The organism is Halomonas sp. SpR8, from assembly GCF_031010195.1.
In the GTDB taxonomy this organism is placed as follows: domain Bacteria; phylum Pseudomonadota; class Gammaproteobacteria; order Pseudomonadales; family Halomonadaceae; genus Vreelandella.
On sequence record NZ_JAUAMC010000001.1, the window covers coordinates 57,971 to 81,172 of the forward strand.

21 protein-coding genes and 1 pseudogene are annotated in these 23,202 nt (G+C 55.6%); 16 read left to right on the forward strand and 6 right to left on the reverse strand.

The genetic code is table 11. The features are described from left to right. Window positions 1-10: 10 nt before the first annotated feature. Window positions 11-442: a PRC-barrel domain-containing protein gene (locus QT230_RS00295; RefSeq protein ID WP_308319487.1), complete on the reverse strand. Its 432-nt coding sequence runs from the start codon at window positions 440-442 to the stop codon at window positions 11-13. 411 nt (window positions 443-853) lie between these two features. Here QT230_RS00295 and QT230_RS00300 point away from each other — a divergent pair, with 411 nt between their 5' ends. Beyond that, window positions 854-1,816, forward strand: coding sequence for a L,D-transpeptidase family protein (locus tag QT230_RS00300; protein WP_308320098.1), 963 nt, complete (start codon window positions 854-856; stop codon window positions 1,814-1,816). A gap of 11 nt (window positions 1,817-1,827) precedes the next feature. On the opposite strand, the gene QT230_RS00305 is transcribed toward QT230_RS00300, so the two are convergent. After that, window positions 1,828-2,496 (reverse strand): 2OG-Fe(II) oxygenase, encoded by a 669-nt coding sequence (locus tag QT230_RS00305; RefSeq protein ID WP_308319489.1) that lies wholly within the window; start codon window positions 2,494-2,496, stop codon window positions 1,828-1,830. After that, window positions 2,493-3,164, reverse strand: coding sequence for a CoA pyrophosphatase (locus QT230_RS00310; protein WP_308319490.1), 672 nt, complete (start codon window positions 3,162-3,164; stop codon window positions 2,493-2,495). The genes QT230_RS00305 and QT230_RS00310 overlap by 4 nt, the downstream gene beginning before the upstream one ends. Before the next feature lie 136 nt (window positions 3,165-3,300). Between QT230_RS00310 and QT230_RS00315 the strand changes: the two genes are divergently transcribed. Further along, complete coding sequence (locus QT230_RS00315; protein ID WP_308319491.1) at window positions 3,301-3,858, forward strand: NUDIX hydrolase; 558 nt, start codon at window positions 3,301-3,303, stop codon at window positions 3,856-3,858. Window positions 3,859-3,874: 16 nt separating this feature from the next. Here QT230_RS00315 and QT230_RS00320 read toward each other — a convergent pair whose 3' ends face one another. Then, window positions 3,875-4,186: an NGG1p interacting factor NIF3 gene (locus tag QT230_RS00320; RefSeq protein ID WP_308319493.1), complete on the reverse strand. Its 312-nt coding sequence runs from the start codon at window positions 4,184-4,186 to the stop codon at window positions 3,875-3,877. A gap of 129 nt (window positions 4,187-4,315) precedes the next feature. Here QT230_RS00320 and QT230_RS00325 point away from each other — a divergent pair, with 129 nt between their 5' ends. The 11 genes from QT230_RS00325 to QT230_RS00375 all read left to right on the forward strand — a co-directional run bounded on the left by QT230_RS00325 (window position 4,316) and on the right by QT230_RS00375 (window position 16,243). After that, window positions 4,316-5,266 (forward strand): sugar-binding transcriptional regulator, encoded by a 951-nt coding sequence (locus QT230_RS00325; protein WP_308319494.1) that lies wholly within the window; start codon window positions 4,316-4,318, stop codon window positions 5,264-5,266. A 166-nt stretch (window positions 5,267-5,432) separates the two neighbouring features. Beyond that, window positions 5,433-6,752 carry a sugar ABC transporter substrate-binding protein gene (locus QT230_RS00330; protein WP_308319496.1) on the forward strand — a complete coding sequence of 440 codons (1,320 nt, stop codon included), beginning with the start codon at window positions 5,433-5,435 and terminating at the stop codon, window positions 6,750-6,752. Between the two features lie 67 nt (window positions 6,753-6,819). Then, window positions 6,820-7,710 carry a sugar ABC transporter permease gene (locus QT230_RS00335; RefSeq protein WP_308319498.1) on the forward strand — a complete coding sequence of 297 codons (891 nt, stop codon included), beginning with the start codon at window positions 6,820-6,822 and terminating at the stop codon, window positions 7,708-7,710. A 29-nt stretch (window positions 7,711-7,739) separates the two neighbouring features. Further along, the gene (locus QT230_RS00340) at window positions 7,740-8,606 is read left to right on the forward strand and encodes a carbohydrate ABC transporter permease (protein WP_374694429.1); all 867 of its coding nucleotides are present in this window, start codon (window positions 7,740-7,742) and stop codon (window positions 8,604-8,606) included. Window positions 8,607-8,618: 12 nt separating this feature from the next. Beyond that, window positions 8,619-9,770 carry a sn-glycerol-3-phosphate ABC transporter ATP-binding protein UgpC gene (locus tag QT230_RS00345; RefSeq protein ID WP_308319499.1) on the forward strand — a complete coding sequence of 384 codons (1,152 nt, stop codon included), beginning with the start codon at window positions 8,619-8,621 and terminating at the stop codon, window positions 9,768-9,770. Next, window positions 9,767-10,438 (forward strand): HAD-IA family hydrolase, encoded by a 672-nt coding sequence (locus tag QT230_RS00350; protein WP_308319500.1) that lies wholly within the window; start codon window positions 9,767-9,769, stop codon window positions 10,436-10,438. The genes QT230_RS00345 and QT230_RS00350 overlap by 4 nt, the downstream gene beginning before the upstream one ends. A 42-nt stretch (window positions 10,439-10,480) precedes the next feature. Then, the gene (locus tag QT230_RS00355) at window positions 10,481-11,266 is read left to right on the forward strand and encodes an L-iditol 2-dehydrogenase (protein WP_308319501.1); all 786 of its coding nucleotides are present in this window, start codon (window positions 10,481-10,483) and stop codon (window positions 11,264-11,266) included. Between the two features lie 88 nt (window positions 11,267-11,354). Further along, window positions 11,355-12,842 carry a mannitol dehydrogenase family protein gene (locus tag QT230_RS00360; protein ID WP_308319503.1) on the forward strand — a complete coding sequence of 496 codons (1,488 nt, stop codon included), beginning with the start codon at window positions 11,355-11,357 and terminating at the stop codon, window positions 12,840-12,842. Continuing rightward, the gene (gene xylB / locus QT230_RS00365; protein ID WP_308319505.1) at window positions 12,842-14,332 is read left to right on the forward strand and encodes a xylulokinase; all 1,491 of its coding nucleotides are present in this window, start codon (window positions 12,842-12,844) and stop codon (window positions 14,330-14,332) included. Before QT230_RS00360 ends, xylB begins: the two co-directional genes overlap by 1 nt. Before the next feature lie 35 nt (window positions 14,333-14,367). Next, the gene (gene tal / locus QT230_RS00370) at window positions 14,368-15,321 is read left to right on the forward strand and encodes a transaldolase (protein WP_308319508.1); all 954 of its coding nucleotides are present in this window, start codon (window positions 14,368-14,370) and stop codon (window positions 15,319-15,321) included. Between the two features lie 79 nt (window positions 15,322-15,400). Then, window positions 15,401-16,243, forward strand: coding sequence for a fructosamine kinase family protein (locus QT230_RS00375; protein WP_308319510.1), 843 nt, complete (start codon window positions 15,401-15,403; stop codon window positions 16,241-16,243). Window positions 16,244-16,263: 20 nt separating this feature from the next. On the opposite strand, the gene cynS is transcribed toward QT230_RS00375, so the two are convergent. Together cynS and QT230_RS20825 are read right to left on the reverse strand one after the other, a co-directional pair. Continuing rightward, window positions 16,264-16,620 (reverse strand): cyanase, encoded by a 357-nt coding sequence (cynS, locus tag QT230_RS00380; protein ID WP_308319512.1) that lies wholly within the window; start codon window positions 16,618-16,620, stop codon window positions 16,264-16,266. A 2-nt stretch (window positions 16,621-16,622) separates the two neighbouring features. Then, a pseudogene (locus QT230_RS20825) lies at window positions 16,623-16,706 on the reverse strand (formate/nitrite transporter family protein); the annotation flags it as partial. Window positions 16,707-17,082: 376 nt separating this feature from the next. Between QT230_RS20825 and QT230_RS00385 the strand changes: the two are divergent. The 3 genes from QT230_RS00385 to QT230_RS00395 all read left to right on the forward strand — a co-directional run bounded on the left by QT230_RS00385 (window position 17,083) and on the right by QT230_RS00395 (window position 23,090). Beyond that, a complete protein-coding gene (locus QT230_RS00385) occupies window positions 17,083-18,555 on the forward strand; it encodes a TolC family outer membrane protein (RefSeq protein WP_308319514.1) in 1,473 nt (490 codons plus the stop codon). Window positions 18,556-18,630: 75 nt separating this feature from the next. After that, window positions 18,631-19,902, forward strand: coding sequence for an efflux RND transporter periplasmic adaptor subunit (locus tag QT230_RS00390; RefSeq protein WP_308319516.1), 1,272 nt, complete (start codon window positions 18,631-18,633; stop codon window positions 19,900-19,902). Continuing rightward, complete coding sequence (locus QT230_RS00395; protein WP_308319518.1) at window positions 19,902-23,090, forward strand: efflux RND transporter permease subunit; 3,189 nt, start codon at window positions 19,902-19,904, stop codon at window positions 23,088-23,090. The genes QT230_RS00390 and QT230_RS00395 overlap by 1 nt, the downstream gene beginning before the upstream one ends. The last annotated feature ends 112 nt before the right edge of the window (window positions 23,091-23,202 follow it).

Here is a 23,202-nt window from a genome sequence, read left to right on the forward strand (position 1 = left end):
TTACTGGCGCTTATTTATCTTCACTTGTATCTTCGCTACGGTGATACTCTTCAGCGGCTTCTAGCGCATCTTCTGAGGCATTAACGGTAATGACGTAATCATCACCGTTTTCGTCTTTGGTCAGTTCAAGTGAATCCCATTCGATAGCGACATTTTTCTCGCCCATACCCAGGAAGCCACCGACACCAACGACCACAGCATTAATCTGGCCATCTTCATCGATTACCAAGTCAGTGATGGTGCCGATATCTTCATCATCTTCGACGCTGCTTTTGACTTGGTTGCCGGTTAACGCGTCAGCATGGAAAGTGCCTGCTGGTGCTTCAGTCAGGTAGGTTGCTTCCATGGTAGTGGTATTCTCTTCGGCGTTTACTGTACCAGCTGAAAACATAATCGCTGGCACCATGAGAGTACCTAAAAAGGCAGGTTTAATCATTTTCATTTTGCTTGCTCCTTGCGATTTCATTAGGGCTTGACGACTCCGCGTAACAGCCCAAATAAATCAATAGCAAATGGTATTGGCTCTTCCTAAATAAGCGATGACAATGCCAGTGCTATTATTCCTAAGTGTATTAATTACGTCATTAATGAAAAGAGGTAATTAACGCTATCTTGCGCGTCACTGCGCTAAGACAGTTATTAGGTTAGTCGCTGTGTTCAGAAATACAACCATTTCAGTAAAACATTTATGTGTACCGTCTCCGCTGTGCGACAGTCTGTCGAATTGACCTGGGCTTGTTCAGTGGTCATATTCATCTCCAAATGGCTCGCTTTTCAATCTGGCGTTGGTAACAGATTTTGAGAGCAGACGTTGATAACAGAGCGGCCGCATAATAAAGGAGAACCCTTGACCATGACTTTCCTTGATCACCCTCTGCAGCGCATGAAGCAGCTCTGCGTGAGCAGTGTTGCGCTAGGTGCGTGGCTATTTGCCTCGAGTGCGATAGCTGATAGTGGCGAGGTGCCCAAAGGCCATTTTCCGCTGCCAACTAAGGGCAATATGGTGGGTGAGGTATATACCGTCAAGGCCACCGAGCAAGATACGCTGATGGATATCGCCCGGGCAAATAACGTCGGCTATGAGGAAATTCGCATGGCCAATCCCGATACCAGTATTTGGGTGCCGGGTGAAGGGACCGAGGTGACGATTCCGGGCCAGTTTATCCTGCCCGATGAGGTACGCACTGGCATTGTGATTAACGTGGCGGAGCTGCGCCTTTATTACTATCCCGAAGTAGAGAGTGGCGAGCCGCCGCGGGTAGAAACGTATCCCATCGGCATTGGGCGCGATGCCTACAACACACCATTAGGGGTTACCGAAACCACTATGCGGCTGGAGAATCCTGCCTGGTATCCGCCTGAATCCATTCGCCAAGAAGCAGCCGAGCGTGGCGACCCGGCGCCAGCCGTAGTACCCCCGGGGGCTGATAATCCGCTAGGCCAATACGCTATTTTGCTGGATATCCCCGGCTATCTAATTCATGGCACCGATCAGCCCGATGGTATTGGCATGCGCGCCAGTCGGGGCTGTATCCGTATGCTCCCTGAAGACATCGAGTCGGTTTTCTGGCGCGTACCGGTGGGTACCCAGGTCAATATCATCGATTCGCCGATCAAAGTGGGTTGGGGGGAAGGTGGGAGAAATTACATCCAGGCCTTTACCGCCACAGACGAACAGGTATTTGGCATGGACATGCTGCTAGACGTTGTTGGCCTGATTGAGCAGCACGAGGGTGATAACTCAACCGGCGTCGATTACGAGCAGGTGCGTGAAGTGCTAGAGCAGGCGAACGGCCAAATCGTACCCCTAACGTAAGAGATGAAGGACTAGCGCGCGGGATCAAGCACGCCACCCAGCGAGGCATTGCGCCGAAACCAGCCAGCAATGCTAGTACGCGTATGACGAGTCGGTAGCACTTCGTGGGGAATAGTTTCCGACAAGAAACAGGCGAAGGTGCCTGCCTCGGGTACAATGCGAGCGACCTCCTGACTGGGATCGTCCGGGTGGTAAATCACCATTTCACCGCCGCCATCGCTCGGCCAGTTTGGGGTTAAATAACCGACGGTTGAGATAACGCGGTTGGCGCGGCCACGAAAGCTATCCAGGTGGCGTTGATAAAAAGCCCCCGGTGGGTAGTGGGCAAAATGCGCTTCGTACTCAAACAGGCCCAAAAAAAGCGCATGATTGAGCGCTTGCTGTAGCTCGCTCATAGCATCCAGGTAACGCCGCTGGGCGGCGCTTTCGCGATCCAGCCAGTGAATGGCGTCGCCACGAATATCTTTACGCAGCAGATGCTGCTGGCCGCGGCCAATCCCCGCTTCATCCAATCCGTTATAGGCCGCCCGATGCAGAAGCTCGTTATTCAGTGCCTCGCAAAGACCCAGGTCAATCACCTCGCGGCCGACATACCAGCCCTGTTCAACCAGCGCATCGACAAGGGCTATCTGGGTCGCTGGCTGAAGAGCAGGTGACGACGTAGCAACACTGGGGATCATTTGCTGGATCTCGATGGCGCTGAACCGGCAACGGTCGTGGAGGGTTTAGAGAGTCGACTAGTGCGTTCAGGGTAGTGGCGCAAGGGCCCTGCGGGGCGTTGAAAGAGATCAATCGGCATACCAAAGCCTTCAGCCAATAACTCCACCAGCATCATCGCGGAGAGCCCCCAGATCACATGGCCGTCTACATGGTAGCTGGGCACGTAGTGGGCTACACCGTCCACGGTAATCACATCGGTGTGAGTGCGGTGATCATCTAGAAAGTGGCTCAGCGGGACTTCAAAAATCGCATCCAGCTCACCTGGGTCGGCAATTAGCGGTAGATCAGGCGGAATAATACCGACCCACGGGGTAACGCGGATCCCGTGTAGCGAAATAACGTCGGAGAGCCGCCCCAGGGGTTGCACCAAGCATGGGTCGAGGGCAATCTCCTCCTCAGCTTCGCGCAGTGCGGTGGCGTATAAATCGGTATCAAACGACTCGCGCTTACCACCGGGAAACGCGACCTGACCGCTATGGGTACTCAAGTGGTTGGCGCGACGAGTAAACAGTAAAGTAGGTGCTGGATGCTCGACAATTGCCAATAGCACGGCGGCTTCAGGCATCACTACGTGGTCTAAACGTTGAGGCGTCAGCCGTTGCAGCCGTTTACGTAGTTTCTCTAACATGGTTTCACTAACATGGTTTCACTAACATAGTTTCTCTAACATGGGGCATCCAGTTACTTTGCTCTCTTTTACCCAGCAGCGGTCATTGACGTCAAGCGCGTCGAGGCTTCTATTCACTAGCCGTTGAGAATACGCGATGAATTTTTGCAGCCAGTGTGGTGATAAAGTACGTTTTGCCGTCCCCCAAGGGGATGATCGGCCACGCTACCTGTGCGATGCCTGCGGTACGATTCATTACCAGAATCCGCGTATTGTAGCCGGTACGCTGCCCGTTAGCGGTAGTAAAGTGCTGCTCTGTAAGCGGGCGATTTCACCGCGCAAAGGCTACTGGACGCTGCCCGCCGGCTATATGGAAAACGCCGAATCAACCCAGCAAGCAGCCTCCAGAGAGACCCGCGAAGAGGCTTGTGCTGAGGTCGAGCTAGCCAACCTCTACACGCTCATTGACCTGCCGCATATCAATCAGGTGTATATGATTTTTCGCGCTGAGTTAGTCGGTGGCTTCAGCGCCGGGCCGGAAAGCCTGGAAGTCGCGCTATTTGAGGAGCATGAGATCCCTTGGGATGAGCTGGCTTTCACAACCATTGAGCGCACGCTCAAACACTTTTACGCCGACCGCCCTCACAACGAGTTTCCGCTACATATCAGTATGGTAACGCCTGAAGATCGTGAGCGTTACTTTGGTAGTGCTTAACACTTTAAAGGTTTGGTTATAGGTCGGCGAGCTGCCACACATCATAAGCGACTTCTTCGTAGGGATGGGCAAGTTTTAAGGCCGCGATGGCGCCGTGAATATGCGCTTCATCGCATAGCAGCTCGACTTTGAATTCTTCGACCTTTTCCAAACTGCCCACCGAGCCGATATGCGGGTGGGCTCCGCCCATTGGGCGGAATTGCCCCATGCCACGGGTTTGAAAGCAGACATTTTCATACTCTCCCATGCGACCGGCACCGGCCTCAAACACCGCTCGCTTGACGCTTTCAGCGTCTTCGATGGGAACAAAAAAAGCCAGTTTATACATGCGATATCTCCCAGTGATCAGTCCTAGGTCGAACACTTTACTCTGGGTATATTAGCGGAAAGGTGACTTCTGGTCGCGAGCTTAGCTTTGTATGATGATATGTTAATAACTGTTTAAGTGAGTCAGTGTATGGATAAATTTGAGGTAAAGCTGGAGCAGGCGGCCAGAGCCACCTGGATGTCTTACGTGGGGGGCATGACTCAGGACGAGATCGCCAGCCAGCTGGGGGTTTCACGCCCTGGGGTGCAGCGCTTATTAGCTTTGGCTCGTCAAGAAGGGCTGGTGAAGGTGCATATTGATCACCCTATTTCTAGCTGTGTGGCACTAGGCAGCGCGCTGCGTAATCACTTTGGTTTGGCTTTTTGTGAGGTTGTACCCGCCGATAGTCAGACTGTCGACAACGCCGCTTCCTACATGGCTGTGGCTGCTGCGAAACGCATTGCGCAGTTAGTAGAGCGTAGCAAGCCATTGACGCTTTCGTTAGGCACAGGTCGTTCGGTTAGGGCAGCGGTAGAGGCCCTCAGCCGAATTGAACGGCCACAACACCGCTTTGTGTCTTTGATTGGTAATATCGCCCGTGATGGTTCAGCCAACCGTTATGATGCGGTGATGGTGATGGCAGATAAAACCGGTGGCGAGCGCTTTTTACTCCCTGCACCGGTAGTCGCTGAATCCCTGTCTGAAAAAGAGGCGATGCTTGAACAACGTCTATTTAAAGCGATTTCCGACGTGGCGCGAGAGTCAGAAGCTGCCTTTATCGGGATTGGGCGCTTTGACCGCCAAGCTACGCTGTTTCAAGATCATTTTATTAGTCAAAGCGAGTTGGATGAATTACTGGGTTTGAATGCGGTAGGAGAGTTGCTTGGTTGGCCACTGAACTGCAACGGCGAGATAATCGACTGTTCGATTACGCGGCGTATCACTAGCTTTCCTTTGGAGCGCTTTGGTAAGCGTCACATGGTGGCTATTGCGGGAGGCCGGGAAAAGGCCAAGGCGATTCATGCTGCCTTGCGCGGCGACTGGCTTAAGGGATTAATCACCGATGAAGTGGCTGCACGGCAGATTGTTGGTGCGTTGTAGGGGCCAGTCTATTGCACTTTCATATATATCAAATGGAATAAGTTAGCATAAAGTCTAAGGCTATGTGCTTTGCTTTTTTCTATCTTACGTACGATCATTTGTTCGATAGATGATCAATAAGATCAAGGCGACAACAATGCCAATACAAGCCCATTAGGAGTGCTTTATGCAACTCGCACGTCACTTACCCATTACTACGCTAGCGGCTGCCATCGCCATCTCAGGCCATGCCCAGGCGCAAACCGAAATTACCGTGGCCACAGTTAACAACAACGACATGGTGATTATGCAGAGCCTCACCGAGGCCTTCGAAGAAGCGCACCCCGACATCACCCTGGACTGGGTGGTGCTTGAGGAGAACGTGCTCCGTCAGCGCATGACCACTGATATAGCCACCGATGGTGGCCAGTTTGACGTCATGACCATTGGAACTTACGAAGTGCCGATCTGGGCCGAGCGTGGCTGGCTGTCACCGCTGGATAACCTGCCCGACGACTACAACGAAGACGACCTGTTGGCCTCCGTTCGCGATGGTTTAAGCTACGACGATACGCCTCACGCACTGCCGTTTTATGCTGAAAGCTCAATGATGTACTACCGCACGGATCTATTCGAAGAAGCGGGTATTGAGATGAGCGAGCAGCCCACCTGGGAAGAGGTGCGTGAGTGGGCGGGCGAGCTACACGGCAGCGAAGAGGGGCTGGCGGGTATCTGCTTGCGCGGCAAACCTGGCTGGGGCGAAAACATGGCCTTTGTCTCCACTCTGGTGAACACCTACGGTGGCCGCTGGTTTGACGAGGAGTGGAACCCAGAGCTCAACTCTGAAGCCTGGGTTAACGCTATTCAGTTTTATGTCGATTTGCTTAATGACTACGGCCCGCCAGGCGCAAGCTCCAATGGCTTTAACGAGAACCTGGCGCTGTTCTCCCGCGGCAACTGCGCGATGTGGGTGGATGCCACCTCGGCAGCGGGCAAGCTATATGACGGCAACGAATCCGATGTGGCGGACAGCTTAGGCTTTGCCCCGGCACCGGTGGCTGAAACACCGAAAGGCTCACACTGGTTATGGTCCTGGGCGTTAGCTATACCGGCTTCTTCGGAGAACCAGGAAGCGGCGCTTGAGTTTATTACCTGGGCCACCTCACAAGAGTACATTGAGCTGGTCGGTGAAACCCAAGGTTGGACCAGCGTGCCGCCTGGCACCCGTGAGTCGACCTACGCCAATGAGCAGTACACCGAAGCCGCTCCCTTTGCTGACTTCGTGCTAAAGGCTATTCAGGATGCCGACCCCACTGATTCGACGCTGGAACCCAACCCCTATGTTGGCGTGCAGTTTGTCGGCATCCCGGAGTTTCAGTCGATCGGCACCCAGGTTGGCCAAACCATAGCTGCGGCGTTAACCGGTGACACCACGGTAGAGCAGGCACTGGACAGTGCTCAGCGTGCCACCGAGCGCACCATGCAGCGGGCTGGCTATCTAGACTGATGGCCGCAGTGCCTGCCTTGATTAGCCAGGCAGGCATTGCCCTCAAACTGTTTCTGCAGGTATTCCTATGACTAAAACACGTGCTTCCGGCCGTACTGTCGGTGGGCTGAGAACGCTGTCGCTGCAAGCGCCGGCCGTGACGCTACTGCTGCTATGGATGATTGTGCCGTTAGGCATGACGCTATGGTTCTCCTTTCAGTATTACAACCTGCTAATGCCCGGTATGACCGGCTTTGCCGGGTTGGAAAACTATCAATACCTGCTCACCGACCCAGCCCTTTGGGCCGCCATGGGCAACACGCTGCTGCTGGTGGGTTGGGTGTTGGCGATTACCGTGGTTGGCGGCACCTTGCTGGCAGTGCTGTTCCAACAGGAGTTCGCCGGGCGGGGGATCGCCCGTGTGCTGGCGATCTCGCCATTCTTTGTGATGCCCACCGTGAGTGCGTTGGTGTGGAAGAACATGATGATGCACCCCTCTAACGGCGTGCTGTCATGGTTGGCTGAGTCGCTAGGCCTGACCGCTGTTGATTGGTTCTCCTCGCTGCCGCTGACCTCGATTGTGATCATCGTGGCCTGGCAGTGGCTGCCTTTTGCGCTGCTGATTCTGCTCACAGCGATGCAGTCGCTGGATGAGGATCAGGTGGAAGCGGCACGCATGGACGGGGCAGGGCCGATAGCGATTTTCTTCTTTATCACCCTGCCGCACCTAAAGCGCGCCATCAGCGTGGTCATCATGATTGAGATGATCTTCCTGCTGACTATTTTTGCCGAGATTTTTGTCACCACCTCCGGTGGCCCAGGCTTGGCGACCACCAATCTGGCCTACCTGATTTACATTCGTGCGTTGCTGGATTTTGACGTCGGCACGGCCTCCGCCGGTGGGGTGATCGCGATCATCCTCGCCAATATCGTTGCGATCTTCCTGGTTCGGATGGTGGCCAAAAACCTGGAAGAGTAGACCGGCACTTGTCTCCTGGGAGCACTTCGATGACAACATTAAGTTCCAAAACTGCAGCGCCGCGTTCGATGTCGGGGTGGCGGTCGGCGCAAAGTAAGCGCGCCATCATTACGGTGTTGGGCTGGTCGGTGGCGCTGGTGATCTTCTTTCCGATTTTCTGGATGATCCTGACCGGTTTTAAAACCGAAACGGCGGCAATTGCCGATCCTACGCTGATTTTTTCGCCCACTCTGGAAAGCTATCAGGCGGTGCACGCGCGCTCGGGCTATACCCGATTTGCACTCAACAGCGTAGCGGTGGCGTTTGGCTCGACGTTCTTCGCGCTGCTGATCGCGATTCCTTCGGCCTACGCCATGGCCTTTTTGCCCACGAAGCGCACCAAGGGCACGCTGCTGTGGATGCTCTCCACCAAAATGCTGCCCTCGGTGGGCGTATTAGTGCCGATTTATCTGATCTTTCGCGATGTTGGGCTGCTCGATACCCGTACCGGGCTGATCATCGTCTATACGCTGATGAACCTGCCGATTGTGGTGTGGATGCTCTACACCTTCTTTAAAGATATGCCCAAAGACATTCTGGAAGCGGGGCGAATGGACGGTGCCTCGACGCTGCAGGAAGTGTGCTTTCTGCTGCTGCCGCTAACGCTGCCGGGGATCGCCTCAACGGGCCTGCTCTCGGTCATTTTAAGTTGGAACGAGGCATTCTGGAGTCTCAACCTGACGACCTCAAAAGCCGCGCCGTTAACCGCTTATATCGCCTCCTTCTCAAGCCCTGAGGGGCTGTTCTGGGCCAAGCTGTCAGCCGCATCCACCATGGCCATTGCGCCCATTTTGATACTCGGTTGGATGACCCAAAAACAGATGGTACGTGGCCTGACCTTTGGCGCCGTCAAGTAAAGGATATTCCTCATGGCAACACTACAACTGCACAATATTACCAAGCGTTTTGGCGACACCGAGGTGATCAAGGGCATCGACCTTGAAGTGAACGACCGCGAATTTGTGGTCTTCGTTGGCCCCTCCGGCTGCGGTAAATCGACGTTGATGCGCATGATTGCCGGGCTGGAAAGCGCCACTGACGGCGATATTTTGATCGACGGTCAGCGTATCAATGACGTTGGCCCTGCCGACCGCGGCCTCGCCATGGTGTTTCAGAGCTACGCGCTTTACCCGCATATGACGGTAGAGGGCAATATGGGCTTCAGTATGCGCCTGGCGGGGGTATCCAAGGAGGAGCGCCGGGCCAAGGTGCTGGAGGCGGCCAAAATTCTGCAGCTAGAACCGCTGTTGGATCGTAAGCCTAAAGCGCTCTCCGGCGGCCAGCGTCAGCGCGTAGCGATTGGCCGGGCGATTGTGCGTAACCCCAGCATCTTCCTATTTGATGAGCCGCTCTCCAACCTGGATGCCGCGCTGCGGGTGCAGATGCGTATCGAGCTTGCGCGCCTCCACGATGAGCTGGACGCTACCATGATCTACGTCACCCACGACCAGATTGAAGCGATGACCATGGCGGATAAAATCGTTGTCCTCCACGACGGTGTGGTCGAGCAGGTGGGCTCACCCATGGCGCTTTACCACCATCCGCGCAATCGCTTTGTAGCAGGCTTTATTGGTTCGCCGAAAATGAACTTTCTGCCGGTAACGCTGATCAGCGTTTCGACTGAAGGCGTGGGGATTCGGATGCCCGGCGGCGGTGAACGCAGTGTGCCCGTGGACGGTCAGCACCTGGAGGCCAACGCTCCCCTTGAGTTGGGTGTTCGCCCGGAACACTTAGTGCTCGAGGAGCAGGGGCCGTTGAGTGGCGAGATCAAAGTGCTTGAGCGCCTCGGCGGTCAAACCTCGCTCTACGTCCAAATGGACGATGAACTCATCACTATTATGGCCGATGGGGATGTGGCCTACCGGGTCAACGATACGGTGCATTTCGGCTTTGCCCCTGAGCGTGCTCATCTCTTTGATGCTAGTGGCTTGGCCCTGTCGAGCTTGCAGCAGCATCCGCTGGCAGGGCTAACTCGCCATGATAACCGCGCTCCCGGCTCGCCTTCTGAGGAGCTTACATGAGGACACTCATCTTTGACTGCGATGGCGTGCTGGTCGACAGCGAAGCCCTTGCCGAAGGCATGCTGGTGGAGTTCCTCTCCCACTGGCTCCCCGATCTGAATATTGATCAGGAGCTTGGACAGGCATTGGGGATGACCACGGCGGATATTCTCGCTCATCTCGAAGCATTAAGTGCCCACGCCCTGCCCGTGGATGCCACCGAACAAGTGGATGCCGCCATTGAGGCGCGTCTGGCGCGGGAACTTAAGGCGATAGAGGGGGCTGACAAGGCGATTCGCAGCATTCGCTTGGAGAAGGCAGTTGTTTCCAACAGCCGCCGCAGCCGGGTGCTGGCGTCACTGGCGAGCACGGGGCTGACCGATGCGTTAGGCGAGGTACCCATTTTTACCGCTGAGCAAGTCGCCAACCCCAAACCCGACCCCGCGCTCTATCGCTTGGCAGCCTCTCAGTTAGGCCAAGTGCCGCGAGATTGCCTGGTAGTGGAAGACAGCGTGGCCGGCGTAACCGCTGCCCATGCCGCAGGGATGTGTGTGATTGGTTTTGTCGGCGCCAGCCATGTGGATGCAGAGCAATCGACGCGCCTTACTCAAGCCGGTGCTTGGCGCATTTTAGAGCATATGCACGGCCTGGAAGCCTTGGTGGATGAGTGGCAAAGCAGAGGCCAATGACCTGCCTAATACAGCGTTCTATGTAACAGCGAGAGCATAAAGATGAAACTAAACAATAAAATCGCGGTGATTACCGGAGGCGCTCGGGGTATCGGTTTAGCCATTGCCCAGCGCTACTTAAGCGAAGGCGCCAGCGTGGTGGTGGCCGATATTGATAGTGCTGCCATTGAAGCCGCCTTGGCAATACTGGGCCAGCAAGCCCCCTCTGAAAAAGTCATGGGCATTGAGCTGAACGTCTGCCACCAAGCCTCAATTGACGCCATGGTGGACGCAGTAACCAGCCGTTTTGGCGGCATCGATATTCTAGTTAATAATGCCGCTATCTTTGATATGGCACCGGTGCTTGAGGTGACCGAAGCGAGCTTCGACAAGCAGTTTGCGGTCAATACCAAAGGCATGTTTTTTACCCTGCAGGCGGTTGCCCGTTCGATGGTGGCCCGCGGGCAAGGCGGCAAAATTATCAATATGGCCTCCCAGGCAGGCCGTCGTGGTGAAGCGCTGGTAAGCGTTTACTGCGCGAGCAAAGCCGCTGTCATCAGCCTGACCCAATCCAGCGGCTTGGATCTAATCAAACACCGCATCAACGTTAATGGCATCGCCCCCGGCGTGGTGGACACGCCAATGTGGGAGCAAGTCGACGCGCTGTTTGCCCGTTATGAAAGCCGCCCACTCGGCGAGAAGAAGCGCCTAGTGGGAGAGGCAGTGCCTTTCGGGCGTATGGGCCTACCCGAAGATCACACTGGCGCCGCCGTGTTTTTGGCCAGCCAAGATAGCGACTACGTGGTCGCCCAGACGCTCAATGTCGATGGCGGCAACTGGATGAGCTGAGGTTTAAGCCACTACTCGGATACCGATTCTGTTTACCTGCCTGCAAATATACCCATAGCGCCAAGTAGGCCTTGGCTGGAGAGCACCCATGACCCGACTCAATAACCACAACTTGGGCAATCTAAACGCCGATGTTGGCGTACCAAGCTATGATCGCAAGACACTTACCCCCGGTATCGTACATATCGGGGTAGGCGGCTTTCACCGCGCCCACCAAGCGATGTACCTGGATACGCTGATGAACCAGGGCGAAGCGCTGGACTGGGGCATTGTGGGCGTGGGCGTGATGCCTGGCGATAAACGCATGCAGCAGGCGCTGGCAGCGCAGGATTATCTTTACACCCTGGTGGTCAAACATCCTGACGGCCAGTACGAACCACGGGTCATTGGCAGCATGGTGAATTACCTGTTTGCCCCGGAAGACACCGAAGCCGTGATCGAGCAGATGGCCGATCCGACGATCCGTATTGTGTCGCTGACGGTGACCGAGGGCGGTTACAACTTTCACCCGGTGAGCGGCGAATTCGATCTTGAAAACCCTCAGGTCGAGGCTGATCTTGCCAATCCCACTCAGCCCACTACCAGCTTCGGGCTAGTGGTGGAGGCACTTGCCCGCCGCCGTGCCCGGGGCATTGCGCCGTTTACCGTAATGTCCTGCGATAACATTCAGGGCAACGGCGACGTGGCCAAGCGCATGTTCGGCGCCTATGCCCAGGCGCGGGATGCCGAGTTAGGCGCCTGGCTGGCAGCCGAGGTAGCGTTCCCCAACGCTATGGTGGATCGCATTACTCCAGTTACGTCGACCACGGATATTGATGAACTGAGTCAGCGCTTTGGGGTAGAGGACGCTTGGCCGGTAGTCTGTGAACCCTTCATCCAGTGGGTATTGGAAGATCACTTCCCCCTCGGGCGCCCGGCGTTTGATAAAGTGGGTGTCCAAGTCGTGGAGGATGTCGAGCCCTACGAATTGATGAAGCTGCGCCTGCTCAACGCCAGTCACCAAGCGTTGACCTATTTTGGCTATTTAGCCGGATACCGCTACGCCCACGAGGTGTGTCAGGATCCGCTATTTGTCGATTTTTTACTTGGTTATATGCGCGAAGAGGGCACGCCCACTCTGGCGCCGGTACCAGGGGTCGATCTTGAAAGCTATCGTTTAACGTTGATTGAGCGTTTCGCCAACCCGCAGATCAAAGATACTTTGGCGCGACTCTGTGCCGAGAGCTCTGATCGCATTCCCAAATGGTTAGTGCCGGTGATTCGCCAGCAGTTGGCTCAGGACGGCGAGATAGAACGCAGCGCTGCGGTGGTGGCCAGTTGGGCACGTTACGCTGAGGGGGTAGACGAGCAGGGCGAGCCGATTGAGATCGTCGATCGTTTAAAAGCGCCGTTAATGGCGATTGCTGCCGAAAATCGCTCGCGGCCCACGGCCTTTATCGAAAACCGCGAGCTGTTTGGCGATTTAATCGACACTCCGCGTTTTGTTAAAGCCTATTTAACCGCCCTGAAGTCACTGCACGAACGCGGCGCACGCGCTACTCTAGAAGGTCTGGCGGCATCTAAGGGGACGTTTTGATGTATATCGGGGTCGATTGCGGTACTCAGAGTACCAAAGTAGTAGTGATAGACGTTGAGCAAGGCAAAATACTCGCTGAAGCAAGCCGTGGTCATCACCTGGACGAAGGCGAAAATGGTCGTCGCGAGCAGTCGCCTGCCGAGTGGCTGACGGCCCTGAAAGAGGCGTTTTTTGCCGCGCTGGACAAAGCCGCTGTATCGGCGAGCCAAGTGCGCGGTATCGGGGTTTCCGGCCAGCAGCACGGCATGGTGGCACTCGATGGGGATGGCGTGCCGGTCTACCCCGCCAAGCTATGGTGCGATACCGAGACCAGTGCCCAGAACGCTGATCTGGTTACCCGCCTGGGTGGCGAAGCAGGCTGTCTGGACAAGTTGGGGCTGGTGCTGCAAACCGGTTATACAGCCTCTAAGGTCGCCTGGTTGCGCGAGCGTCAGCCGGATGCATACAAGCGCATCGAGAGCCTGCTCCTACCCCACGACTACCTCAATTTCTGGCTTACCGGAGAACGCGTCACCGAAGCGGGCGATGCGTCGGGCACTGGCTACTTCGATACCCGCAAGCGCTGTTGGCAACTGGATGTTTTTTCTGAGATAGCCCCAGAATTAGACCCGACTCGAGTGTTGCCCCGAGTACTGGACGCCCATGAGCCGGTAGGTTATGTACGCTCAGAAGTGGCCCGGGAACTAGGGCTTGGCGATCAGGTGGTCGTCTCCTCCGGTGGCGGCGACAATATGCTCGGCGCTATCGGTACCGGGAATATTACCCCGGGGCTGATCACGCTGAGTTTAGGTACTTCGGGCACCGTATGTGCGTATTCGGCTACGCCCGTTGAGTGCGATAGCGCCATGGTCGCCAACTTCTGCTCCAGCACTGGCGGCTGGCTACCGCTGATCTGCACCATGAACGTCACGTCGGCCACTACGCGGGTACGCGAGCTGTTTGGTTTAGACTTGGCGTCTTTTGGCGAGAAAGTGGCCAGCGCACCCATAGGTGCCGAGGGTGTTACCGTGCTGCCATTTTTCAACGGTGAGCGGGTACCCATGCTGCCGGATGCCTCAGCGGACTTCCTCGGCTTGACCAGTCTTAATACCACCCAGGCTAATGTGTGCCGGGCGGTGGTCGAGGGGGCCACTTTCGGGCTACGCTATGGGCTGGAATTGCTGGGTGATTTAACCGCCGGGGCCAGTCAGATTCGGCTGATCGGTGGTGGCGCTAAAAGCCCCGTGTGGCGGCAGATGGTGGCGGATATTACCAACACCCAGGTGATTTGCCCCGAAATTACCGATGCGGCCGCGCTAGGTGCCGCGATACAGGCGGCCTGGTGCGATCAGCGTTCAGAGGGCGTCACCCTGGAAGCGTTGTGTGAAAAATTAGTCCACCTGGATGCCCGGTCACTGGCTGACCCTCATCCGGAGCGGGTGGCCGCCTACCAACCGATTTATGCGCGCTACTGCGCAGCACTTGAACAACGCCATGGCGGCGTGAAGTGATTATTAAGCATATAGACGAATATCAAGGAGATTTTATGACCAGCCAGCTGCAACAGTTGAAGCAACATTCGCTTGTCGTCGCCGACACCGGTGATCTTGACGCTATTCGTCGTTATCAGCCTCAGGATGCCACTACCAATCCTTCGCTGTTGCTCAAGGCGTTTAGCCTGTCCGGTTACCAAACGCTGATTGACGAAGAGCTAAGCAGCGTAAAAGCCTCTGGTGGAAGCCGTGAAGAGCAGGTGAAGCATGCCGTTGATCGCTTGGCCGTTGCTATGGGCAGTGAAATTGCTGCCGTTGTGCCGGGTCGTGTGTCTACCGAAGTCGCTGCTCGTTTGTCTTTTGATACCCAGGCCAGCATTGCTAAGGCCCACGAGTTAATCGAACTCTACGACGCCCGCGGTGTGTCGCGGGATCGCGTGCTCATCAAGCTGGCCTCCACCTGGGAAGGCATTCGTGCCGCCGAAGTGCTTGAGCGTGAGGGCATTCAGTGCAACCTGACGCTGCTGTTCAGCGATGCTCAGGCCCAGGCCTGCTTTGATGCCGGGGTATTTCTGATTTCACCCTTCGTCGGCCGGGTCACCGATTGGTACAAAAAAGAGACGGGCAATGACTACACGCCGGAAAACGACCCGGGGGTTCAGTTTGTGCAAGGCGTTTGTCTGCGTGCCAACCAGGGCGGCTATGAAACCGTGGTCATGGGCGCAAGCTTCCGCACCACCGGTCAGGTGCTTGCCTTAGCTGGTTGCCCACGGCTGACGATTTCTCCCGCGTTGTTGGAAGAGCTGGATGCCACCGAAGGCAGCGTTGCTGCGCAAATCCAATCTGGCGAAGGCCGTGGTAAACCAGTTGAACCGCTGAACGAGGCCGCTTTCCGCTGGGGCCACAATCAAGACGCCATGGCCACCGACAAACTGGCCGAAGGCATCCGCCGCTTCCACGATGACCAGCTTGAGCTAGAGAGCCTGATCGATAAACGGCTGGGCTAACATACAGGTTAGCCCATGGCGTCGGGGGGGCACCCTAACCCCGACGCAGTTATTCATTCGGGGACAGGGAGAAAGTCTTATGGATGCCACCCTGAGCCAGCTATTGGAATCTATCGACTTAACCCCCACTGGCAATTTGCAGCCGCTCAGTGGGGGAGATATCGCCGCGGTGTATCGTCTGGAGACGCGCCAGGGGCTGGTGGTGATTAAGCACGACGACGCAGCGCGGCTAAACGGCGAAGCCGAGGGACTGCGTGCCTTGCGCAGCGCCTGCGAGAAGCTTGCGGTGCCAGAGGTATTAGGCTTGTCAGCGGGCTGGCTGGTCATTGAGTCGTTGGACACCGTGCCCAGTGGGGCGAAAAGCGAAGCAGCGCTTGGCGAAGGGCTACGCGGTTTGCACAGCGTGATTGGCGATGTCCACGGCTGGCATCAGGATAACGCCTGCGGGCAAACGCCTCAGCCGAATGCTCCACTTAATGACGGACGGGCCTTTCAGCGCGAGCGTCGTTTATTACCCCTGTGTGAGGCGTGTTACCAGCAAGGGCTGTTAGATAGCGAACTGCGAGGGCGAATCGAGCGCTTGGCCCAGGGTTTGGAGAGCTGGCTACCCGATGCACCGCCCAGTTTGCTGCATGGTGACTTATGGTCGGGGAATGTGCTCTTTACGATAAAGGGGCCAGCGATTATCGATCCAGCGGTGTATCGCCACTATCCGGAAGTCGACCTTGCCATGCTGACGCTATTTGGCTCGCCGGGCGAGGCGTTTTTCGACGCCTACTGGAACGGCGACGCCCCGACCGACTGGCCGAGGCGTGAAGCGTTGTTTCAGCTTTATCCGTTGCTGAATCACCTGTTGCTGTTCGGTGCCGGTTATCGCTCGGCGGTTGAGCGCAGCGTGGCGAGGCTCGAAGCTTTCAACTGAGACTTACCAGGGCTTGTGTTTTACCAAGATTTATAGGGCAAAAACTTGCCGTTCATTGTGAGCAGTACACGGTCGCCTTTTTTGGGATCTTCGATCTTGTCGACTTCCATGGTGAGATCGATGGCGCTCATAATGCCGTCGCCAAACTTTTCCTGCACGACGTCTTTCAAGGTCTCCCCGTACACACCGACGATCTCATATAGGCGGTAGATCAACGGATCCTGGGGGGGCGCTTCATCCCAGGCTTTGGTGGGGAACGCCACCAAAGCCTCGGCGACATCGCTCTCCACACCTAGGGTATCGCAAATCTTATGGGCGATATCGGCGCTGGCGCTGTTCATGCCGTAGCAGGCGGAGGCCACCCGCACCGGCGGCATGCCAAATAGAAAAACACAATGATCGGCATCCACATGGCCATGATTTTGCCAGAAACCGTTGTCGAGATGGCAGCGCCCACTACTCCCACTACTACGCCCATAGAGATCATCCAGTGGATGTGCGGGTGATTGCCGCCGTCAATCGCGAACTGCGCAACATGATCGATTCGGGCCTCACGGCTAAGTAAATGGGGTATCGACACGCGTGATTTTCGCAAAAGAGCGCCGCATTAATCGCCAACCCATCATGCTTTGGACTAAGGTAAGCTGGAAGCGACTTGACAATAGGCTGTCCACACATTTTTAGATTGTTCAAGGCTAGCATACATACATGAATGTAACTATAATGCTCATCTTTCTGAGTGGCACCGTACTTTGAGTGACACCGTGCTTTTAGTGAATAAGTGCGCTGATTGATTGAGTGCGTTCGCCAACCTGACGCTGATACCTAGAGGCAATCCCATGCGACTGGCACACAGGGCAGTCAATGCCCCTTTACGACCCCTACTGTTAGCGGTATTTACCGCTTCTTTTGTATTGCCTGCTCAAGCTGCCGACCTCATCACGATTACCCGTGATGCGTTGGACAATAACGCTGAGCTTGCCTCGGCGCGCTCCGAATATCTGGGCGTTGAAGCAGGTCGAGATGTTGCGCGAGGCGGGCTACTGCCTCAAATCAACGCCTCGGGCACCGTGGCGCATAATCAGCAATATGAAAGTCAGGGTTCATCCCGAGCAGGAGCAGGAGCAGGCTCTGGCGCGGGGGGGAATGTGACTGCCGGTGATGACCGTTACAACTCTGTATCGCTCTCTCTAGAAGCCACTCAGGCCCTCTATGATGAAGTGACCCGCCGGGAAGTCACCCAGGCCGAGCGCCAGATTGACCAGCAGGTATATCTGTTCGCAGCTACCGAACAGCAACTGTTAATTGACGTGGCCAGCGCCTATTTTGACATTCTGCGTGCCTACGAAGTCCTGGAGGCGCGTCTCGCTCAAGAGCGTGCTATCGGGCGTCAGCTTGAGCAGGCGGGCGAGCAGTTTGAGGTGGGTTTGATTGCGATCACCGAAGTCGAAGAAGCTCGCGCCACCTTTGACCAGTCGCGGGCTGACCGGATTGCCGCAGAGAGTAATCTGCAGGTGGCTTTTGAAGCATTAGAGCAGTTAACCGGCCAGCGCTACGCCAGCATCGAAGCGCTGGGTGACAGCATGCCGATTGCACTTCCTGAACCAAGTAGTCGCGACTACTGGGTAGAGCAAGCCCTTGAGCTTAATCCGCAAGTATTGGCCCAGCAGGCGGCCATCGAGGTTTCCCGCAGCGGCGTAGAGATTGCTCGCGCGGGGCGTCTTCCCACCCTTCAAGCCTTTGGTAACTATCAATATGGCGATAGTGATATTGATAACACCACCGGGCATGATTCCTCTAGCCAGGTGGGGATAAGCGCCAATTTACCGATCTACACCGGTGGTCGTACCAGCGCCAGCATCCGCCAGGGAACCTACCAACTGGAGAGCAGCCAGTACGATTTCGAGTCCCAGCGTCGCTCATCGATCCAGCAGGTACGCTCGCTGTATACCCAGGTTAGCAACGATGTAGAAACTGTCGAAGCTCGGGAACAGGCCATTGTGTCTAACCGAAGCGCCCTGGAAGCTACCCGTGCCGGTTACGAGGTCGGCACCCGGAATATTGTGGATGTTTTGAACGCTGAGCAGAATTTGTATAACGCCATCGCGAACTACGCCGAGGCGCGTTACGACTACGTGGTTAACTTGCTCACGCTGCGTCAGCAGGCTGGACGCCTGGATGTGGACGCTATTGAGGAAGTCAATGCGTGGTTAACCGGCGATGAGGTGAATTTTACTCTGCCTGAAAGCGGCGGCAATGATCGCTATGAACCCGCGCTCAACATAGGTGCTCCGCCTCAGCCTGGCGCGTAATTGCCCGTCGGTTGGCAGTGGTTCAGGTGCGCGCACTTTCGGTCACCTTAAAAAAGATATATGGGAATTCAATGTATGAAGAAGATGATTCACTCACGCCGAGCGAGTCTGGTGACGCTGGTAGCTGCGCTGGCACTTTCAGCCTGTGGTCAGGAGCAAGCCGAGGCGCCTCAACAGGGTGGTGGGCAAGAATCCCCGCCCCATAAAGTCGAAGTGGCTGAAATGGCGCGTCAGGATATACCGTTGGACAAGTCATACCCCTCGCTGCTGCGCAGTGATGACGAGGTCACCTTGGTTGCCCGTGTAGACGGTTTCCTTGAGGAGCGCCACTTCGAACCGGGTCAGTTGGTCGAAGAGGGGGATCGCCTTTACACCATCGAACCGGATCTTTACCAGGCAACGGTCAATCAGCGTGAAGCGGATCTACAGAGCGCGCGTGCCGAGCTTTCCCGCGCCCAACGTGATGCCCAGCGTTTCGAGCAGCTACTCAGCCAAAACTCGGTGAGTCGTCAGCAGTATGACCAGGCACTGGCCGACCAACGGGTCGCGCAAGCGAGCGTGGCACAGGCTGAAGCGGCACTCTCCAGCGCTAACCTGGATCTGGGCTACTCCCAGGTGACTGCCCCTGTATCGGGCATGATCGGATTGAGCCAAATTAACGTGGGCAATCTGGTTACTTCCGGTACGGAATTAGCGACGATCACCCCACTGGATCCACTGGAAGTGCGTTTCCAGTTGCCCCAGCGTGATGCTTTTGAACTGCGTCGCCAGTTGAGTGACGGCGGTGATACCTCGGATATTCGTGCGCGGTTGAGTATCCCTGGCGTCAGTGGCGGCAGCGATTCTGAACTGGAAGGGCATTTAGACTTTTTGGGTTCGCGGGTCGATAGCGGCACCAGCACCGTGCAAGCGTCAGCCACCTTTGAAAACCCTGAAGCCACAGTGCTACCAGGGCAATTTGTGCGTGTGCGTATTGTGGGTCTGAAACGTTTTGATGTTATGGCAGTGCCTGAGATCGCGGTGACGCAAGGATTAATGGGACCTCAGGTGTTTGTCCTGGATGAGGAGAATAAAGCCCGCGAGAGGACTGTTTCATTGGGTGAAGTCGCAGGCCCGTGGCAGCTGATTCGTGAGGGGCTTGAGCCGGGTGACCGTGTAGTGGTCGGTGACCCCGCTGGTCTAGAGCCGGGTATGATGATTGACCCCCAGCCGTTTAGTGGCGATGCGGAAGCAGTGGTCGAAGAGGCTGAGCAAGAGGAAGCGCAAGAGCAGGCAGAAGCAGCACAACAGATGGAGGAGGGGGCTGCCGATGGCCAGCCCGCTGAAGGGGAAGAGGGTGCGCAATAATGAATTTCTCTAACTTCTTCATCAGTCGCCCGATATTTGCCACGGTATTGGCGATTATCGTGACGCTGGTGGGCGTGATGTCCATGCGCATTTTGCCCATAGAGCAGTATCCCAGCGTGGTGCCGCCCACGGTCTCAGTTCAGGCGCAGTTCCCCGGTGCGGATGCGGAAACCGTGGCGCAAACAGTGGCAGCTCCCATCGCAGAAGCCATTAACGGTGTTGAGGACATGCTCTACATGACCTCTAACAGCGCTGATAACGGCCTTATGAGCCTTAGCGTTGCCTTCGATATCGGTACCGATGGTGATATTAACACCATCAACGTTAACAACCGGGTTCAGGGGGCGCTTTCGCAGTTACCTGAAGCCGTGCAGTCTCAAGGTGTTACCGTTGAACTGCGCTCTGACTCTATTTTGATGTTTATCGCGTTGACCTCACCTGATGGCGACTACGACAACATCTATATGCAGAACTACGCCACGCTTAACGTGCTTGACGAACTGCGTCAGGTACCGGGGGTGGGTAACGCCGAAGTGTTGGGTGGTGGCGAGTTCGCCATGCGTATCTGGATGGATCCGGATAAGTTGGCCCAGTATGATCTGACGCCCAGTGAAGTGGCCAGCGCGATTAGAGCACAAAATACTGAAGTGCCGGCGGGCAACTTGGCCTCGACGCCGCAAAGTGACCCGCGAGCGTACACTTATACGATAACCGCTGGCGGTCGCCTCAGTAATGTCGACGACTTCCGCAATATTTACCTGCGTACCAATAACGATGGCTCTTCGCTGCGCTTGGAAGATGTCGCGCGCATAGAGCTTGGGGCATCTTTCTACGGGGTTGATGCGCGTTTGAACGGCTCGACCATGACGCCGATTATTATTAATCAACAGCCCGGTGCAAACGCGCTGGAAACTGCACAGGGTGTGCGAGATACGATGGAGGAGCTGTCCGGCCGCTTCCCGCCCGGGCTTGAGTATGATGCCCCTTATGATACAACCCTGTTTATTGATGCCTCCGTGGAAACGGTGCTCCATACCTTTATTGAGGCTTTTCTAATCGTTATCGTCATTCTGTTTATTTTCCTGCAGAACTGGCGTTTCACCGTGATTGCCATGTCGGTGGTGCCGGTCGCTGTTGTGGGTACGTTTGCTGGCTTCTATGTGTTTGGCTTTACGATCAACCTGCTAACCCTGTTTGCCTTGGTTTTATCGATAGGGATAGTGGTCGACGATGCCATCCTGGTGGTGGAGAACGTCGAGCGCGTGCTGAGTGAAGAAGACGATATTAGCGTACGCGACGCTACTATTCGGGCGATGAAAGAAGTTGGCGGGCCGGTCATTGCGACGTCGCTGATTATGGCCGCAGTATTTGTACCCGTGGCGTTTCTTGGCGGTTTTACCGGTCAAATTTATCAGCAGTTTGCGATTACTGTCGCCATCTCGGTAGCCATCTCGGCGTTAATGGCGTTGACCTTTACGCCCGCCCTCTCGGCGATTTTTATCAAGCATAAAATCGCGGGCGCCGGGCAATCCAAATTTAAGCGTGCCTTGAATACGCCGCTGCGCCTGTTTGACCGGCTGTTTGCTGGCATCACCGCCGCTTATATGTGGGTAGTAAAAGGCTTAGTACGTTTTTGGGTGTTAGCTTTAGCACTAACGGTGCTAACCGGGGTGGGCTCCTACTGGCTCTACGCTAATACGCCTTCGACGTTGGTACCGGAAACTGATCAGGGGGTTGTGTTAGTGAGTGTGTCGCTCCCCGATGCAGCGTCGCTGGATCGCACCCAGCGCTATATGTCAAAACTCAGTGCGGCGATTGAAGATATTCCCGGTGTGGAATACTCCTCAGCGGTGGCGGGCTATGACATTTTGTCGAGTGCCGTGAATACTGCTCGGGGGGTTATGTTTATCAATCTGAGCCCATGGTCTGAGCGTGACCTGACTGCCACCGAACTTGTAGGGAGGATTATGGGGCTAGGCGCCAGTATCGATGGTGGTTCCGCGATGGCCTTTAACTTGCCACCCATTATGGGGCTTTCGACCACCGGCGGGTTTACCGGCTACCTGCAGTCCTTTGATGGTGCTTCGGCGCGTGAGCTATATGAAGCATCGCTGCAAATCATGCAGAAGGCCAACCAACATCCTGCGTTGAATCGGGTGTTCACCACCTTTAACGTTAATGTGCCGTCATACCGTGCCAATATCGACCAGCAGAAAGCGTTAAGTTACGGCGTGGCACTGGAAAATATTAACTCGGCCCTGTCCAATACATTTGGCAACGGCTTTGTTAACTATTTCAGTTATCAAAATCGTAACTTTCAGGTCTACCTACAAAACGAAGATGAATTCCGTAAAACGCCAGAAGACGTCAGCAGCGTCTACGTGCGTGGCGGCAATGGCGAACGTATCCCGCTCTCTGAATTTGTCGAGCTTGAGCGCCAAACCGGTCCATCGGTAGTATCGCGCTTTGGGGTCTACGCTGGCGCTATGTTCCAGGGGGAGCCTGCTGCTGGTTACAGTTCAGCGCAGGCGATCGAAGCGATGGACGAGGTGGTGCAAGAGGCACTGGGCGATAACTGGGGGATGGGCTGGACCGGTACGGCCTATCAGGAGTCCAATATGGGCAGTGCCGCGACGCTGGCGATTGTCTTCGGGCTGTTGATGGTGTTCCTGATTCTGGCGGCTCAGTACGAGAGTTGGTCATTACCGCTAGCGGTATTGACGGCAACGCCTTTTGCTTTCTTAGGTGGTATTGGCGGTATCGTGTTGCGCGGGCTGGACACCAGTGTGTATGTGCAGATCGGCATGCTGGTGGTGGTTGGGCTTGCTGCGAAAAATGCGATCCTGATCGTTGAGTTCGCCGAACTGCAGCGTAAGGAGCAGGGGAAATCAATCCGTGAGGCGGCGATTACCGCAGCTGAGCTGCGCTTCCGTCCTATCGTGATGACCTCCCTGGCATTTATCTTTGGTACCTTGCCGCTTGCATTGGCGACCGGTGCCAGCGACGTGAGTAGCCATCACATTGGCACTACGGTCGCTATGGGTATGTTCTCTGTTGCCACCTTGGGTAGCCTGTTCATTCCCAGTTTCTATGCCATGATTGCCACTGTTTCTGACTGGCTAAGTCGCAAGATAAAAGGGCATAAGCATGATGACCCGCAACCGGTACTTGAGCATGACAAGCATTAAGCCTTAGCGATTAATCACGAGCAAGAACAGGCGGGTGTCATCTTTGGATGGCATCCGTTTTTTTATGTCGATGACCGAGGTCAAAGTAGAGGTGGCGCGCAAAAGCTAACCT